Origin of the sequence: Sutterella parvirubra YIT 11816 (assembly GCF_000250875.1) — a bacterium.
In the GTDB taxonomy this organism is placed as follows: domain Bacteria; phylum Pseudomonadota; class Gammaproteobacteria; order Burkholderiales; family Burkholderiaceae_F; genus Sutterella; species Sutterella parvirubra.
Genome location: NZ_JH605011.1, coordinates 54,262 through 69,897, shown reverse-complemented (window position 1 = coordinate 69,897; position 15,636 = coordinate 54,262). Strand labels below are relative to the sequence as shown.

General features: G+C 65.5%; 11 protein-coding genes. 1 reads left to right on the top strand and 10 read right to left on the bottom strand.

Annotated elements, in window-relative coordinates; translation table 11 throughout:
- Positions 1–198 precede the first annotated feature (198 nt).
- Complete coding sequence (locus tag HMPREF9440_RS09030; RefSeq protein ID WP_008543509.1) at positions 199–1,497, bottom strand: solute carrier family 23 protein; 1,299 nt, start codon at positions 1,495–1,497, stop codon at positions 199–201.
- A 176-nt stretch (positions 1,498–1,673) separates the two neighbouring features.
- Here HMPREF9440_RS09030 and HMPREF9440_RS09025 point away from each other — a divergent pair, with 176 nt between their 5' ends.
- Complete coding sequence (locus tag HMPREF9440_RS09025) at positions 1,674–3,281, top strand: peptide chain release factor 3 (RefSeq protein ID WP_008543507.1); 1,608 nt, start codon at positions 1,674–1,676, stop codon at positions 3,279–3,281.
- Positions 3,282–3,359: 78 nt separating this feature from the next.
- Here HMPREF9440_RS09025 and hydE read toward each other — a convergent pair whose 3' ends face one another.
- The 9 genes from hydE to HMPREF9440_RS10785 form a co-directional block, all read right to left on the bottom strand.
- The gene (gene hydE, locus HMPREF9440_RS09020) at positions 3,360–4,460 is read right to left on the bottom strand and encodes a [FeFe] hydrogenase H-cluster radical SAM maturase HydE (RefSeq protein WP_245523603.1); all 1,101 of its coding nucleotides are present in this window, start codon (positions 4,458–4,460) and stop codon (positions 3,360–3,362) included.
- 23 nt (positions 4,461–4,483) lie between these two features.
- Positions 4,484–5,710, bottom strand: a complete 1,227-nt coding sequence (gene hydF / locus HMPREF9440_RS09015) for a [FeFe] hydrogenase H-cluster maturation GTPase HydF (protein ID WP_008543505.1) — start codon at positions 5,708–5,710, stop codon at positions 4,484–4,486.
- A gap of 98 nt (positions 5,711–5,808) precedes the next feature.
- Positions 5,809–6,483 (bottom strand): cytochrome b/b6 domain-containing protein, encoded by a 675-nt coding sequence (locus tag HMPREF9440_RS09010; RefSeq protein WP_008543503.1) that lies wholly within the window; start codon positions 6,481–6,483, stop codon positions 5,809–5,811.
- Positions 6,476–6,826 (bottom strand): iron hydrogenase small subunit, encoded by a 351-nt coding sequence (locus HMPREF9440_RS09005; RefSeq protein WP_008543501.1) that lies wholly within the window; start codon positions 6,824–6,826, stop codon positions 6,476–6,478. Before HMPREF9440_RS09005 ends, HMPREF9440_RS09010 begins: the two co-directional genes overlap by 8 nt.
- Positions 6,827–6,852: 26 nt before the next feature.
- Positions 6,853–8,211, bottom strand: coding sequence for a [Fe-Fe] hydrogenase large subunit C-terminal domain-containing protein (locus HMPREF9440_RS09000; protein ID WP_008543500.1), 1,359 nt, complete (start codon positions 8,209–8,211; stop codon positions 6,853–6,855).
- A 477-nt stretch (positions 8,212–8,688) separates the two neighbouring features.
- On the bottom strand, positions 8,689–10,002 hold the full coding sequence (locus HMPREF9440_RS08995) for a coproporphyrinogen III oxidase family protein (protein ID WP_008543498.1): 1,314 nt from the start codon (positions 10,000–10,002) through the stop codon (positions 8,689–8,691).
- A gap of 120 nt (positions 10,003–10,122) precedes the next feature.
- A complete protein-coding gene (locus tag HMPREF9440_RS08990; RefSeq protein ID WP_008543497.1) occupies positions 10,123–11,949 on the bottom strand; it encodes an AMP-dependent synthetase/ligase in 1,827 nt (608 codons plus the stop codon).
- A 117-nt stretch (positions 11,950–12,066) separates the two neighbouring features.
- A complete protein-coding gene (locus tag HMPREF9440_RS08985; RefSeq protein ID WP_008543496.1) occupies positions 12,067–13,893 on the bottom strand; it encodes an ATP-binding cassette domain-containing protein in 1,827 nt (608 codons plus the stop codon).
- A 57-nt stretch (positions 13,894–13,950) separates the two neighbouring features.
- Positions 13,951–15,636, bottom strand: a 1,686-nt coding sequence (locus HMPREF9440_RS10785) for a penicillin-binding protein activator (RefSeq protein ID WP_008543495.1), incomplete at its 5' end; no start/stop codon positions are given.

Below are 15,636 nucleotides of genomic sequence, written 5' to 3'. Positions count from 1 at the left end.
GGGCGAACATCCGGCGGTCGCCGCGCAGCCCCACCTGGCGGACCTTCTGCGTCAGGCCTACGAGACGAAGGACCAGGAGGTCGTGCGCCGCATCCTGGAGCGTGCGGTGAGCTGATCGGGGCTCTTTCTCCGAAAGACAAAAAGGGCGGCACCCCCGCGGGGTGGCCGCCCTTTCTGCTAAGGCGCTTTGGGGTGCGGTTATTCGCTCTGCTTCTTCGAGCGGCGTTCACCCGCCTGCATGAGCGCGTTCAGGATGATCGCGCCAAAGGTGGCCGTACCGATGCCGCCCAGCGTGAAGCTGCCGAGATGCACGGTGAAGTCGCCGCCGCCCAAAATGAGCGTCACGGCCGCCACGATCAGGTTGCGGTTGTCGCCGAAGTCGACGTGGTTCACCACCCAGACGCGGGCGCCCGCGACGGCGATGAGACCGAAGACGACGATCGAGGTGCCGCCCAGAATCGGCTGCGGAATCGTCTGAATGACGGCGCCGAACTTGGGCGAGAAGCCGAGCATGATCGCGAAGACCGCCGCCACCGGGAAGATGAGGGTCGAGTAGACGCGGGTCGCGGCCATGACGCCGATGTTCTCGCCGTAGGTCGTCACGCCCGTGCCGCCGAAGGAGGCGGAGACCATCGTCGCCAAGCCGTCGCCGAAGAAGGCGCGGCCCATGTACGGGTCGAGGTTGCGGCCCGTCATCGCGGTGACGGCCTTGATGTGGCCGAGGTTTTCGCCGACCAGGATGATGACGACCGGGGCGATGAGCGAAATCGCGTTGAGGCTGAAGGTCGGGGTCGTCACTTCGGGAAGACCGAACCAGGCCGCGTTGGCGATCACTTCGAAGGCGATGGGCTTGCCGAGCCCCATGCCGTTCGTCAGCACCGCGTAGATCGCGTAGGCGAGCGCGAGGCCCACGAGGATGAGGAGCTTCTGGATGAGGCCCTTCGTGTAGACGGCGACGCCGCCCACGCAGCAGACCGTCATCAGGGCGATCCAGGCGTCGAAGTCCGTCGGACCGACGCTCTTCACCGCGGTGGGCGCGAGGTTCAAACCGATGACGGCGACGACCGCACCGGTGACGACCGGGGGCATCAGGCGTTCGATCCACTGCACGCCCGTGCTCATCACGATGAAGCCCACGACGCAGTAGATCGCGCCGCAGACGATGATCCCGCCCAGGGCGTCGCTGATGTTGGGGTTGGGGCCCGAACCCGCGGCGTAGCCCGTCGCGGCGATGACGACGCCGATGAAGGCGAAGGACGAACCGAGGTAGCTCGGCACGCGGCCGCCCACCATCAGGAAGAAGATCAGGGTGCCGATGCCGGACATCAGCACGGCGAGGTTCGGATCGAACCCCATGAGGATCGGCGCCAACACGGTCGAGCCGAACATGGCGACGACGTGCTGCACGCCGAGGGCGAGTGTGGGTCCGAGCGGAAGACGTTCGTCGGGCGCGATGACGCCTTCCGTCTTCACGGACCATTGCGGAAAGTAGGACATGGGTGCCTCGTTGAAAGGGGTTTCGTTGCGCGCCGGGGGTTAGCGGGCGCACAAACGGCCTCCATTGTAAGGATTTGCGACGCCGGTTTCGACTGAAAGAACGTTCGAGGCGGTACAATGGGCGGCTTTTGCGGGAGCGCATCCCGCTGATTCTTCAACGAATTCCGATATTTCCAATGACGAGTCCGAATCCGGCGCTTGTGCGCGACGTCGAGGAACGCCGCACCTTCGCCATCATCTCCCACCCTGACGCGGGCAAAACGACGCTGACGGAAAAACTCCTGCTCTTCGGCGGCGCCATCCAGATGGCGGGCGCGGTGAAGGGGCGCAAGGCGGCGCGTCACGCCACCTCGGACTGGATGGAGGTGGAAAAGCAGCGCGGGATTTCGGTGACGAGTTCGGTGATGCAGTTCCGCTACGCCGACCACGTGATCAACCTCCTCGACACCCCGGGCCACGAAGACTTCTCGGAAGACACGTACCGCGTGCTCACCGCGGTCGACGCGGCCGTCATGGTGATCGACGCGGCGAAGGGCGTCGAAGCGCAGACGATCAAGCTCTTGGAAGTCTGCCGCATGAGGAACACCCCGATTATCACGTTCATCAACAAGCTCGACCGCGAAGTGCGCGACCCGATCGAACTCCTGGGCGAGATCGAGAGCGTGCTCAAACTCCAGTGCGTGCCGGCCACGTGGCCGATCGGCATGGGGAAGACCTTCCGCGGCGTCTTTTCGCTCCTCAAGAACCGGCTCGTCCGATTCACCGCGGGCGAAGACCGCCTGGGCGACGAAGAGCGCGACACGATCGAAGGTCTCGACAACCCGCGTCTCGATGAGCTCTATCCGCTCGAAATGCCCTACGTGCGCGAGTCGATCGAACTCGTGCAGGGCACGTCCGAGCCCTTCAGCCTGGAGAAGTTCCTCGCGGGCGAGCAAAGCCCGGTCTTCTTCGGCTCGGGCGTCAACAACTTCGGCGTGCAGGACGTTTTGGACGCGCTCGTCGCGTGGGCGCCCCGTCCGCAGCCCCGCGACGCGGGCGTGCGCATGGTCGAGCCGACCGAATCCCCCTTCACGGGCTTCGTCTTCAAGATCCAGGCCAACATGGACCCGCGCCACCGCGACCGCATCGCGTTCTTCCGCGTGTGCTCGGGGCGCTACCAGCCCGGCATGAAGGTCTTCCACGTGCGTGAGGGCCGCGAGATGAAGATCCCCAACGCGCTCACCTTCATGGCGCAGGACCGCGTCATCATGACGGACGCGGTGGCGGGCGACATCATCGGGATCTACAACCACGGGCAGCTCCACATCGGCGACACGCTCACCGCGGGCGAGAATCTCGGCTTCACCGGGATCCCGAACTTCGCGCCGGAACTCTTCCGCGCGGCCCGCGCCAAGGACCCCTTCAAGGCGAAGCAGCTCCAGAAGGGCTTGCAGGAACTGGGCGAAGAAGGCGCGATTCAGGTCTTCACCGGCGAATTCGGGAACATTCTTCTCGGCGCCGTCGGTCAGCTCCAGTTCGAAATCGTCGCGCAGCGCCTCGCGACCGAGTACAAGGTCGACGCGATCTATGAGTCGACCGACGTCTCGACCGCGCGCTGGCTCTCGTTCCCGGACGAGGAGACCCGCCGCAACTTCACGGCCGAGCAGGCCGCGCGCTTGGCGCGCGACGTCAACGGCAACACGTGCTACCTCGCGACCTCGATCTACAACCTCGAGACGACGATGAAGCACTGGCCGCAGGTGACCTTCCACCAGACGCGTGAAATGAGCCAGAAGTTCGACTGACCGTCGAACGGGCCCCGAAAATGACGACGGCCTCCGGAATTCCGGAGGCCGTTCGTCTTGTGCGGACCGGGAGAGCCGTCAGTTCGGGGCGACCCCGGCGCGGCGCACCCAGTGGAGCGACGACCCGAGGCGGTTCAACCCCAGCGTGCGGCCCGTCATCTCGACGATCTTGCGCTCCATCAGGATGTTCGACTCGGCGCCCACTTCGGTCCCTGCCTTGTTGTCGTAGAGCTGGTAGCTCTTCCTCGTCGCCTGCGGCGTGATGTTGGGCATCACGACGTTGCAGCCGTGGAGAATCCCGCCCACGCGGCCGTTGGGGTCCAACGTATCCAACGCCGTCGCCGTCGCGATGTTGACGTCCTTCATGACGAGGCGCGTCGTCGCGATCATGTTGAAGGCGAGTTGGAGCAGCGGCGTCTTCTGCATCATCCCCTCCGAGGTCATGTCGGCCCCGAGGCTCGTGATGTAGGGACCCATGCCGATCATGTCGGCGTCGAGCATCTGGAACGTGCGGATGTCGTTCTTGAGGTCTTCGAGCGTCTGGCCGGGAAGCCCGATCATGACGCCGGTGCCGACCTGGTAGCCCGCGCGGCGAAGGTTCCGGAGCGCCTCGTAGCGGTGCTCCAGGATCTTCTCAAAGCGCCCCGGGGTCGAATGGAGCGCGTGAAAGAGCGTGGGGTTCGACGATTCGATGCGAAGGAGGTAGCGGAGGCCCCCCGGGTTCCCGCAGGCTTCGGCCCAACGTTCGTAGACCTCGAGCGTCTGCTCGCCGAGGGAGAGCGTGACGCCGAGGCCGTTCGGGAGGGCGTCCGACGTCGTCTCCGCGTGGATGCGGCGCAGCACGCGCTCGATGAAGGCGATCCACTTCTCGTCGCGGCGCTCGCCCGCCTGGACGGCGATCGAGCCGTAGCCCTTTTCGGCCGCATGGAGGGCGCACCCCACGATCACGTCTTCATCCAACGTGTAGCGCGTGACGGTCTGGTTGCTCTTGCGGATGCCGCAGTAGCGGCAGTTCGCCGTGCAGATGTTGCTCACCTCGATGAGCCCCCGCAGGTACACGTTCGGGCCCATGCGCTCCGTCGTCAGCGCGTAGGCGCGTTCCTGAAGCTTGCGGCAGTCCTCGGGGTCGGTGAGCCCCAAAAGCGTCACGATCTCCTCGTCCGAGAGATCGTTCTTCATAAGAATTCGTTCAAGATCCTGCGTCATCCGCGGGCCCTCCGGTAGGCGGCCAGCGCCTCGGGGTGGCACCCGAGCACGCGTTCGATCACGCCCTGCAGATGGCAGATCGTGAGGCCGTAGTTCGTCATGGGGACGCCCTGCGCACGGGCGGCGCGAAGGCGCATCAGCATGTGGCGGCGCGTCACGACGCAGCCGCCGCACTGGATCACGACCGCATAGGGCGTGAGGTCTTCGGGGAAGTCCTTCCCGACGGCGACGTCGATCCGAAGGTCGAGCCCGGTCTTCTGCCGGAGCCAGCGCGGAATCTTCACGCGGCCGATGTCGTCCTTCTGCGGGTGGTGGCTGCAGGTTTCCGCAATGAGGATGCGGTCGCCGTCCTTCAAGCGCGTCAACGCCGCGGTGCCTTCTGCGAGCGTTTCGATGTCGCACTTCGCGTAGGCCATCTGCACCGAGAAGGTCGTGAGCGGAATCGATTCGGGGGTCGCGGCCGCCACGGCCTCGACGACCTGCGAATCGCACATGATGAATTTGGGCGGATTTTTGAGTTCGCCCAACATCTCCGCCACGCGGTCCTCCTGCACGACCACGACCTTGGCGTGGGCGTCCAGAAGCTCGCGGATCGCCTGGACCTGCGGGAGGATGAGGCGGCCCTTCGGGGCGCCGGTGTCGATGGGCGTCACGAGGATGATCGTGTCCCCGGCCTTCGCGAGGTCGCCCGCGATCAGGCGGTCGGGTTCGGTGCCGTCCTTGAGGACCCGCACGATTTCGGCGCGCAGGTCTTCGATGCCCTCGCCCGTCGCGGCGCTCGTCGTCACCACGGGAAGGCCCGAGGCGTTCGCCGCGGCGAGCATCTCGGCGTCGGGCTTGCGGCGGTCGCACTGGTTGATGACGATGATCACGGGGGTGCCGAGCGTCTTCGCGCGGCGGATCAGTTCGGCTTCGGCGCCGACCTCATCGCCGCCCAGGACGATCAACGCCAGGTCGACCCATTCGAGCACCGAGAGGCTGCGGCGCACGCGCGCGGCGCCCAATTCGCCCACGTCGTCCACGCCCGCCGTGTCGATGAAGACGACGGGGCCGACGGGCGCGAGTTCGCAGGCTTTCTCGACGGGGTCCGTCGTCGTGCCGGCGACGTTCGAGACGATGGAGATCTGCTGACCGGTGAGCGCGTTCGCAAGCGAGCTTTTCCCTGCGTTGCGCGCACCGAAGAGGCCGATGTGCAGGCGCAGGCCTTTTGGGGTGTCGATCATGGTGTGCCGTGTGGGGGATGGTTGAAAAAACGGACCGCACGTATTGAACGTGCGGTCCGTGAGCGTATCACGTCAGAAGCGCGGAGGCTTCCCGTGAATTACTTTTCGATGTTGGTGCGGACGACGTCGCGTTCGAGCCAAATCGGAGCGTGGTGCTCAGCGGCTTCCCAGCTGATGGTGCCGGGGCCGAAGCGCCAGATGCCCTTGAAGTGCTCCATCGAGAGGAGCGCGAGCGGGATGTGGGCGCAGACGACCAGAACCGACACGATGATGGAGCCCCAAACGTGGAAGTAGAACATCCACATGTAGACCATCTTGCCGAGGAGCGGGGCGCCGAGCCAGAGGAGCCAGCCCGTCACGGCGAGCGCCGCGATCATGCCCATGAAGAGCAGGTAGGAGGCCTTCTGACCGCCGTTGTAGCGGCCCTGCGGGGGAACTTCAACCGGACCGAACGGGATCTTGAAGAAGCGGCGGGGATAGCCGCCGAAGTTGCGGAACCAGTAGATCGTGTTGCGGTCCCATTCCAGGCAGGCGCGCAGGATGAGCGCGAAGCGGTCCGGGGCGATCACGATGAACCCGAGCAGGTTGAACGTGAAGATCGTGCCGAGGATCAGGTGCCAGAGCATGACGTACTCGGCCGTTTCCGCGGCGAGATCGCAGAAGTACACGGCGACGCCCGTGAAGAGCAGCGCGAACCACGTGATCGCGTTCACGGTGTGGAACACCTTGTCCGGAGCGTGGAAGCGAAGGATGCGGTCGTTGGAGTTAGCCATGGTTGACCTCCGAGGCGAGCATGGTGCGCGCGTAGTAATGGGTGTGAAGCAGTTCGTGCATCGTGTGATCCACGGGCTTCGTGCCGAGGTCCTTGTAGACGGACATCACGACTTCGTTCTGGTGCGAGCTCGTCAGACCGAGGGCCTGGCAGAGCTTGTCGTCCTTGTAGAGACCGGCCTGACGGGCGGCGATGATCGCGCCGCGACGGGCGATCATGTCACCGATGGCGTAGCCGCAGACGGCGACGGCACCGACGCAAAGGCCGCAAACCTTGAGGAAGCCGCGGCGGCCCAGAATGAGGGCGGCGGGGCGCTCGGCGTAGGAATAGTTTTCAGAGAGCATTTGTTATTGACCTCGCGTCTCGGAAGTTAAATGCGCAGGGGGAGCGGCATGGTGGGCTGGAGCCAGGCCGTACCGGACGGCTGGACAGGCTGACCGCCGCCGTTGACGCAGCCGCCGGGGCAGTTCATGACTTCGATGAAGTGATAGCGGTTCTTGTCGACGCGGACGCGGTTCAGAACTTCCTTCAAGCCCTGGTTCGCACCGTTGACGACGCAGACGCGCACGTCGAAGGTCTTGCCGCCCAGCGCCTTGATGGGCACGGGGATCGTGGCTTCGACGATGGCGTTGTTGTGGCCGCGGACGACTTCGATGTCGGCGTTCTTGAGCTCTTCGCCGGAGAGGGCGAAGTAGGCCGTACGGAGCGCCGCTTCCATCACGCCGCCCGAAACGCCGAAGATCGTGCCGGCGCCGGTGTAGACCTCAAGGGGACCGCGTTCGCGGGTCTTGGGCATGTCGAGCGGGTTGATGCCCTTGCGGCGCAGAAGCTCGGCGATGTCGCGGGCCGTGAGCGAGGCGTCGATGTCCTGGAAGGACGGCGTGTCCTTCGGGAGATCCTTGTTGGCGACGAGGTAGCGCCAGGCCGTGTTCATTTCGGGACGGGCCGCTTCGAAGATCTTGGCCGTGCAGGGCGTGACCGACACGAAGTAGATCTTGCGGGGATCGCACTTGAGGATGTGCTTCGCAGCCCAGGTCTTCGCGAGCGTGCCGCCCATCTGGAGCGGGGACTTCGCGGTCGAGAGGTGCGGGAGCATGTCCGCGTGGTACGTTTCGGCGTTCTTCACCCAGGCCGGGCAGCAGCTGGTGAAGTGCGGGAACGGGTGCTTGCCCTGTTCGTCGACTTCGGGGCCGCGTTCGCCGAGGACCCAGTACTGGATCTTCTTGACGAATTCCGTGCCTTCTTCAATGATCGTCTGGTCGGCCGAGCTGTTGCAGTCGTAGACGACGAAGCCGAGACGCTCGAGGGCGTTGACCATCTGTTCGGTCGAGAGTTCGCCGGGCTTGCCGCCGAATTCTTCGCAGAGCGAGACGCGAACGGCGGGCGAGGGATGCGCCACGCAGATGCGGTCCTTGTTGTCGAGGACGCGTTCGACTTCGTCGACGAAGCTCATCTGCTCGATCGCGTTGAACGGGCAGGCGATGAGGCACTGGCCGCAGTAGACGCACGCGTCGTCCACGATTTCGTGCTTGGCGCCGAGACCGCCCTTGATGGCGTCGGTCGGGCAGAACTTGCGGCAGGTGTCGCACCCGACGCAGTTTTCCTTGTTGATGTGGATGATCCCGCGCAGTTCACCCTTGCGGAGGTTGCCGACGTAGGCAGGACCCTCTTCCCCGTGGGCGTTGGCGCCCGGGAGGAAGGTGTGGACCGTGATCGTATCCTTGGACATGGATGTCTCTCCAGAGATGGGATGGCACAACGGCCTCCGCCGGTGAGAGCGAAGGCCGGAGAGCCAAGACGTCCGGAACTCCGTACGGGCGGCGAATGGACGTTCGCCGGGGTCGCCGAAGGGTTGGGGACGCCGTTTATTTTTTGAACGAGGGCAGGTCGCGGGACAGCCCGCGAGACCCTCGGTGAAACACGTCCGAATTGTAAGGGGGGGCTTAGGGAAAAAGCAGTTTCGCCTATGAACAAAGGATTAGTACCTGGGAGGTAGAAAAGGACACTCCCCCTTTGTTTCTAGTTGCAATTTGACATAAATCAATTCGACCCCCTCGGTCTTTACGAAAGCCGCTAAGTGCTTGAGGCCGTTGCAAAAATTTCCGACCAATTTGCTCGGGATTAGGAGGGAGTAGTCCGGATAAGATTCGACCCCGCCGGAAAAGTGTCCGACGGGGCCGTACGGGAAGTCCTTGAGAAGGGCCGGTTACATGTCCGCTTCCTTCAGGGGCGCGCGCAGTTCCGCACGCACGTTGTCCATCCCGGCGTAGAAGGCCTTCATCATCACGAGGCCGAGGAACTTCCCGGCGTCGGTGACGATGATGTTGTCGGGGTCGTTCGGATCGTCCTGAACGGCGCCCGAGAGCTTGAGCCCGATCATTTCCTTCATGAGGTAGCGGTCGAGGTCGACGCCGTGCACGTCGCGGAAGTACTTGCGCGAGAGGCGGTGGGAGAAGATCCCCAGCATCAGGCGGTACTGCATGATGGCGTGCTTGTCGAACTGACGGCGCCGTTCGACGCCGGTGTTCCCCGCGGCGATGCGCTCGCCGTAGCGGCGCAGGCTGAAGGTGTTGACGTAGAGGCTGTCGCCGAGGAAGCTGAAGGCGCCAGAGCCCACGCCCAGGTATTCGTCGTAGTCGACGACGTACTCGTCGAAGCCTTCGTCGTTCGTGCGCCCGAAGGTCCACGACGTGAGGTGGTTGTAGCGGGAGCCGAGCGTATCGAGAATCACGCGGTACTGGTCCGCGAGCTGGTTCCCGGTCGCGGCGATTTCGTTCTTCACGCTCTTGCGGGTCTGCGACGTCACCATGAGCGGGTACGTCGTCACCTGGCGGGGGTTGAGCTTCCAGATCTTCTCCATGTCCTCGTGGAGCATGTCGAGGGTCTGGCCGCGGAACCCGAACATCATGTCGATGTTGCAGGTCGGGAAGAGTTCCTGCGCGTACTGGAGGCGCTCGAAGATCTGCTCGCCCGAGCCGAACTTCTCATAGCGCTCGGAGAGCTTCAGGAGGTCATCGTTGAAGCTCTGCACGCCGATCGACATGCGGTCGACCAGGCCCTTGAGATTCCGGAACTGGGGCGTCGTGATGATCTGCGGGTCGGTTTCGCAGGAGATTTCCTTGATCGACGGGAAGAGCGTCTTCGCGTGCTCGATCGTCTTGATGAGCTCGTCCTCAAGAATCGTCGTCGTGCCGCCGCCGATGTACATCGAGTGGAAGTCGTACCCGAGCGCCTTCACGTATTCCATTTCCTTCCTCAGGTGCACGAAGTATTCGCGCGCCTTGTGCTCCTTGAAGAGGAAGCGGTGGAAGGTGCAGTACGAGCAGAGCGTGTGGCAGAACGGGATGTGCGCGTAGAGGAGGTACTTGTGGCCTTCCTGCGGGGGCGGGGGATTCTGCAGAATCACCGGGTCGCAGTGCAGGTAGCGCTTGATGTAGTAGTCCATCACGCGGTCCGCGGCCCCGATCATCCAGTCGGGGAGAAGTTTGCGGGGCTGCGGGGTGTAGTTCGAAACGGTCATGATGGGGGGATGCCGTGATCTTCAAGAAAAAAGTCCGCCCATTTTAACGAACGCCGGGCGGCGGGAAGCTTAATTCCCCGCCGCCCGGTGCGTCTGAGCGGTTCGTTTGCGGACGCGGCGTCAGCCGTGCGTCGCGTAGATGCGCGCGACGTCCTCCGCGAAGCGTTCGGCGAGCTTGCGGCGCTTCAGTTTGAGGGTCGGCGTGATGAGGCCCGACTCGATCGTCCAGGGCTCCTGCGTGAGCACCACCGCGCGCGGGAGCGCGTAGTGCGGGAAGTCGCCCGCGGCGGTCTTGGCGCGTTTCAACACCGAGCTCTTCGCGCGCGCGGCCGAGAGGCTCGCGGGATCCTCGGGGTCAAGGCCCTCTTCGGCGCAGAGCGCCGCCCATTCGTTCTTCTCCAACACGCAGACGAGCCCCAAGTACGGACGGTTTTCGCCCACCACCCAGGTCTGCGCGAAGAGCGGATCCGTTTCGATCGCGCTCTCCAGGTCTGCGGGCGGAATCTTCTCGCCCGTCGACGTGACGATGATTTCCTTGATGCGGCCCTTGATGCGGAGCATCCCCTCGGGAGTCCACTCGCCGATGTCGCCGGTCTTCAACCAGCCGTCGGGCGTGAAGGCCGCGGCGGTGTCTTCGGGCCTCCCCCAGTAGCCCTTCATGACGGAGGGACCGCGCACTTCGATTTCGTCGCCTTCGCCCAAACGCACTTCGACGTGCTGGAAGGGGTGCCCCACCGTATCCGGGTGGTTGAGTTCGAGGTTGTTCCCCGCGATGATCGGGCTCGTTTCGGTCATGCCGTAGCCCTGGATGATGGGGAGCCCCAGCCCGCAGAACGTGCGCGCGACCTTGGGGTTCACGGCGGCGCCGCCGGAAATCGCGACGCGGAGCCGCCCGCCGAACTGCTGCGCGAGCGTTTCGCGCACGCGCGGGAGCAGGAACGCCCGGATGAGGCCGTCCCACCAACGGTGGGCGTCGGCTTCGGGCCTGATGCCGTTCTTTTCACAGAAGTCCGCCCAACCGACGCGCACCGCTTCGCCGAAAAGGCGGCGCGCGCTCGGCGAGGACTTCTTCAGCTTCTCCTGCACGCGGGCGTGGATGCGCTCGTAGACGCGCGGCACCGAGATGATCACCTGCGGGCGGATCGTCTTCAGGTCTTCGGCCAAAAGGAGGACGCTCCGGTTGTAGGCGATGGTGCAGCCCGTCGCGAGCGCGAGGTAGTAGCCCGCCATGCGCTCGAACGTGTGCGAGAGCGGCAGGAACGAGAGGAAGACCTCGCCCGCGCGCGGCGACACGCACTCCAGCGTGTCCTTCACGTTCGCGACGAAGTTCGCGTGCGTGAGCATGACGCCCTTGGGGCGGCCCGTCGTCCCGGAGGTGTAGACGATGCCGGCGAGGTCCTCGGGCGCGGGGCCCGCGGGAAGCTCGCCCGAGTAGCCCGCGCCCATGGCGAGGAGCGCTTCGGCGCCCCAGATGCGGGGCGAGGCGGCGTCATCCGCTTCGGGCGCCTCCGTCGTCACGACGACGTGCTCGAGTCCGGGGAGTTCGGTGCCGGTCGCACGGATCTGCGTCCAGCGCTGCAGCTTGTTGGTGACCAGAATGCGCGCGCCGCTGTCGGCCATGATGAAGGCGCTCGCCCCCGGCGTGTCGATCGCGTGGAGCGGCACGGGGATGAGGCCGTTCGCCAGGGCCGCGAGGTCGGCGTAGACGTGGTCCGTCCCGTTCGGGAGGAGCATCGCGACGCGCTCGCCGCGCTTCAGCCCCAGGGCCGCGTAGGCGCGGCGCCAGGCGAGGACGCGTTCGGCCACTTCGGCGTAGGTGTGGCTCACCCAACGGTTCCCGGCGCGGTCGAATTCGCGGAGCGCTTCCGATCCGGCGTATTTGGCCGAACTCGCGTCGAAGAGTTCGGGAAGGGTGTTGAGACCTTCAAGTTCCTGTGAGCGGCCCATGTTCTGTCCTTCAAAAATGAGGCGTCAAAGTCAGACGTGCAATAAAAAAGTATCGGACGGCGAAATCCGGTGCGAAGCACCGGGTTTTGAGTGTTTACCCTAACCTTAAAGGGACGGTCAGGCGTTGGCCTCGGCTTCGGCCTTCTTCGCTTCGAGCGCTTCCCACCGTTCGAACGCTTCGGCCGTCTCCGCTTCGATCGCCTTCATGCGTTCGGCGTCGGCGCGGAGCGTCTCGGCGCTCTGCTGGTGGTAGTCGGGGGCGCTCATCTTCTCGATCAGTGCCGCCTGCTCGGCTTCGAGCGCTTCGAGCTTTGCGGGCAGCGCCTCCAATTCCTTCGTCTCCTTGTAGGAGAGACGCACCTTCTCGGTGCGTCGGCGCACGGGCTGGGGCTTCGCCTCCTTCGGGGCGGCCTTGGCTTCCGGCTGCGGTTCCGTGCGCTGGCGGAGCCAGTCGGCGTAGCCGCCCACGTACTCGCGCCAACGGCCTTCGCCCTCGGGGGCGAGCACTTCCGTGACGACGTTGTCGAGGAAGCGGCGGTCGTGCGAGACGAGGATGATCGTGCCGGGGTAGCTCTGGAGCGTCTGCTCCAGAAGTTCCAGCGAATCGATGTCGAGGTCGTTCGTCGGTTCGTCGAGCACGAGGAGGTTCGCGGGGAGCGCGAAGAGGCGCGCGAGGAGGAGGCGGTTGCGCTCACCCCCGGAGAGCGAGCTCACCGGGACGTTCGCGCGGCGGGGCGGGAAGAGGAAGTCGCCGAGGTACGCGACGATGTGCTTCTTTTGTCCGCCGATTTCGACCCAGTCCGAACCCGGCGCGATCGTTTCGGCAACGGTCTTCGTGAGGTCGAGCTGTTCGCGCAGCTGATCGAAGTACGCGATCGAGAGGTTCGTGCCGAGCTTCACGGTGCCGGCCGTGGGTTCGAGCTTCCCCAGGAGAAGCTTGATCAGCGTGCTCTTCCCGGCGCCGTTGCGGCCGATGAGGCCGAGGCGGTCACCGCGCATCAGGCGGAAGTTGAGGTTCTCGACGACCGTCTTCTCGCCGAACTTCATCGTGAGGCCCTCGACTTCGGCGACGATCTTCCCGGACTTTTCGCCCGCGTCGATCGCCATCTGCACGCTCCCCATGCGGTCGCGGCGGGCTTCGCGGATGCGGCGGAGCTCTTCGAGGCGCCGAACGCGCCCTTCGTTGCGGGTGCGGCGGGCTTCAATGCCCTTGCGGATCCACACTTCTTCCTGCGCCCAGAATTTGTCGAAGCGCTGGCGCGCGAGCTCCTCGGCTGCGAGCTCCTCTTCCTTGCGGCTCTCGTACGCGGAGAAGCTCCCGGGGTACGAGCGCAGGATCCCGCGGTCGAGCTCGATGATGCGGGTCGAGACGTTGTCGAGGAACGCGCGGTCGTGGGTGATGATCACCGCGGCGCGCTGCGCGCGGCACTCGCTGTTGACGAGCGCTTCGAGGCGGCTGATCGCGTCGATGTCGAGGTGGTTTGTCGGTTCGTCGAGAAGAAGCAGATCGGGCGCCAGCGCAAAGGCGAGCGCCAGCGCCGCGCGCTTCTTCTCCCCGCCGCTCGCGCGGGCGGGATCGGCGTCGCCGTCCAACCCGAAGCGCTCGAGGAATTCGTCGAGGCGGGCGAGCAGACGCCAGCTCTCACGCTCGTCGTGGTGCGAGGCGAAGTCGCCGCGCAGCGCCAACGCTTCGCGGAAGGTGGGCGCGGCGGGAATCGCGGGCTCCTGCTCGACGTAGTGCACGGTGAGGCCGTCGACGCGCTTCATTTCGCCGTCGTCGAGCATCGTGCGGCCGCCCAGCACCGAAAGGAGCGAACTCTTCCCCGTGCCGTTGCGGCCAATGAGCCCGATGCGTTCGCCAGGTTCGACGGCGAGGTCGGCGTTGTCGAGAAGGGGAAGGTCACCCCAGGCGAGCTGAGCGCCCTGAAGCGTGATGAGTGCCATCGGCGGAATCCTTGACAAAGAAATCCCCGGCCCACCTGGGCCGGGGAGGGTGAAGCGTCATTCTAAGGGGGTCCTGGGGGTGGGAGGCGGAAGTTCCGGTGCGCTCTGCGCCGGCCGTGCGGGCGGAGGCGGCGCGGGAGGCAGATCCTCCGCGGTCTCCACCGTCACCGTCGGGGCGACGGCGAGCGGCACGCGGAGCTGCTCACGGCTCTCGACGTCCAACGTCGCCGCGGGCTTCTTCTCGCGGATGGGCGGGAGCGCTCCGGGGCGCGAGACGAGGGCCGGTTCGACTTCGACCAGGTGCCCGCCCTTGACGACGATCGTCTGCGGCGTGCGCTTCACGTAGGGCGACGCTTTGCGGTCGACTTCGAGCGCGCCGCTCTCGCCGTGGAATTGAATGATCGGACGGCCGATCGCCCACTGCTGCGCCATTTCGTAGGCGTCGGCGCCCAAGGCGAAGAGACGCTTCGCCGCGAGCGAATAGGGCATGGCGGTGCCGAAGCGCGCCTCGAAGCTCTGCGCGTCGTAGCGCACGACGATCGGGCTCTCGGTGAAGACGAGGTTTTCGAGGTCGTACGCGAGCGCGGCCGCTGAGGAGCTCGTCTTCGGGTCGCCGGGGTTGCTCGACGACGTCGCCCACAGGCGGCTCTTCTGCGGGAGGCGGTTGCGGATGAGGCTCGCCGTCTGGGCGTCGAGCGCAAAGAAGATCGCCGCGTACGGAGGTTCCGCCGTCGCGATCTTCGCGCGGCGCTCGCCCTCGAGGTTGCGAAGCTGCCTCTTGAGCCTCCGGGGATCATCCTTGTAGGTCTCGCGGATGATCTTTTCGCGCTCATGGAAGTACTCACTCGTTTCTTCGTCGAGCGTCGCTTCCAGGCCCTTCGGGAGCTCCGAGAGTTTCTCGGGATTGAGTACGTACACGTCGTAGGTGACGCCTGCTGCGAAGAGCACGCGCTTGTACGCTTCTTCAATGCGGCGCTCCCACGGACGGTCGAGCGTGAGGATCGCGACCTGGGCGCGGGGCGCTTCGGCGGGTGCGGCCTCCGCTGCCGTTGCGCCGGTTTGCGCAACTTCCGTCGAGGGGGCTTCAGGCGCGGCCTGCATGTCGGACGTACCGGTCTCAGTCGGCGCGGCGAGCGCCGGGGTCGGCGTCGACCCCGCGGTCCCTTCCGCGGAGATCGCCGCCGGTTCCGGCTTCGGCGGGAGCGTCTTGACGGCGAGTTCCGCCACGTACTTCGCTTCCGTTTCGGTCGAGACGCTCATCATGAGGAGGTTCTCGGGAACTTTGTTCTGGATCGGCACCTCGACGGCGTTCAGAGCGACGACGGGCATCGGGAGCTTCTCTTTGGCGACCAGGGCCTGCACGCGCTCGCGCTGGAGCGGTCCCACGACGACGTCGGCGCCCGAGGCGACCGCCGCATCGATGAGCTCGTCGACCGGAACGTGGTCCGGGCTCTCGATCATGAGGATGTTCGCGGGAACGGGGCTCGTCTTGCTCGCGGCGACGAGACCGTTGCTCACGATCTTGCCGGCCGACAGGAAGGGCGAGTTGTCCGCGGGAAGCAGCATCGCGATCGTCGTCGGGCGCATCGTCTTCGCGACCGCCACCGCATGGTTCGGGTCGGCCGTGAGGGCGGAGGCCGCTGCCGGCGCAGGCGCGGCCTGCACGGGCGCCGACGGGAGGGCGCTCTCGGCCGAGTCGGCTTCGAGCGTCTCGATCGCGGGCGCTTCGGGAATCGTTTCGAC

Bases quoted from the DNA above. Each gene is read 5' to 3' on its own strand.
- hydF (WP_008543505.1), bottom strand. From the start codon at position 5,710: ATGATCGACACCCCAAAAGGCCTGCGCCTGCACATCGGCCTCTTCGGT.
- HMPREF9440_RS09025 (WP_008543507.1), top strand. From the start codon at position 1,674: ATGACGAGTCCGAATCCGGCGCTTGTGCGCGACGTCGAGGAACGCCGC.
- HMPREF9440_RS08985 (WP_008543496.1), bottom strand. From the start codon at position 13,893: ATGGCACTCATCACGCTTCAGGGCGCTCAGCTCGCCTGGGGTGACCTT.
- HMPREF9440_RS09000 (WP_008543500.1), bottom strand. From the start codon at position 8,211: ATGTCCAAGGATACGATCACGGTCCACACCTTCCTCCCGGGCGCCAAC.
- HMPREF9440_RS09005 (WP_008543501.1), bottom strand. From the start codon at position 6,826: ATGCTCTCTGAAAACTATTCCTACGCCGAGCGCCCCGCCGCCCTCATT.
- HMPREF9440_RS09010 (WP_008543503.1), bottom strand. From the start codon at position 6,483: ATGGCTAACTCCAACGACCGCATCCTTCGCTTCCACGCTCCGGACAAG.
- HMPREF9440_RS09030 (WP_008543509.1), bottom strand. From the start codon at position 1,497: ATGTCCTACTTTCCGCAATGGTCCGTGAAGACGGAAGGCGTCATCGCG.
- HMPREF9440_RS08990 (WP_008543497.1), bottom strand. From the start codon at position 11,949: ATGGGCCGCTCACAGGAACTTGAAGGTCTCAACACCCTTCCCGAACTC.
- hydE (WP_245523603.1), bottom strand. From the start codon at position 4,460: ATGAAGAACGATCTCTCGGACGAGGAGATCGTGACGCTTTTGGGGCTC.
- HMPREF9440_RS08995 (WP_008543498.1), bottom strand. From the start codon at position 10,002: ATGACCGTTTCGAACTACACCCCGCAGCCCCGCAAACTTCTCCCCGAC.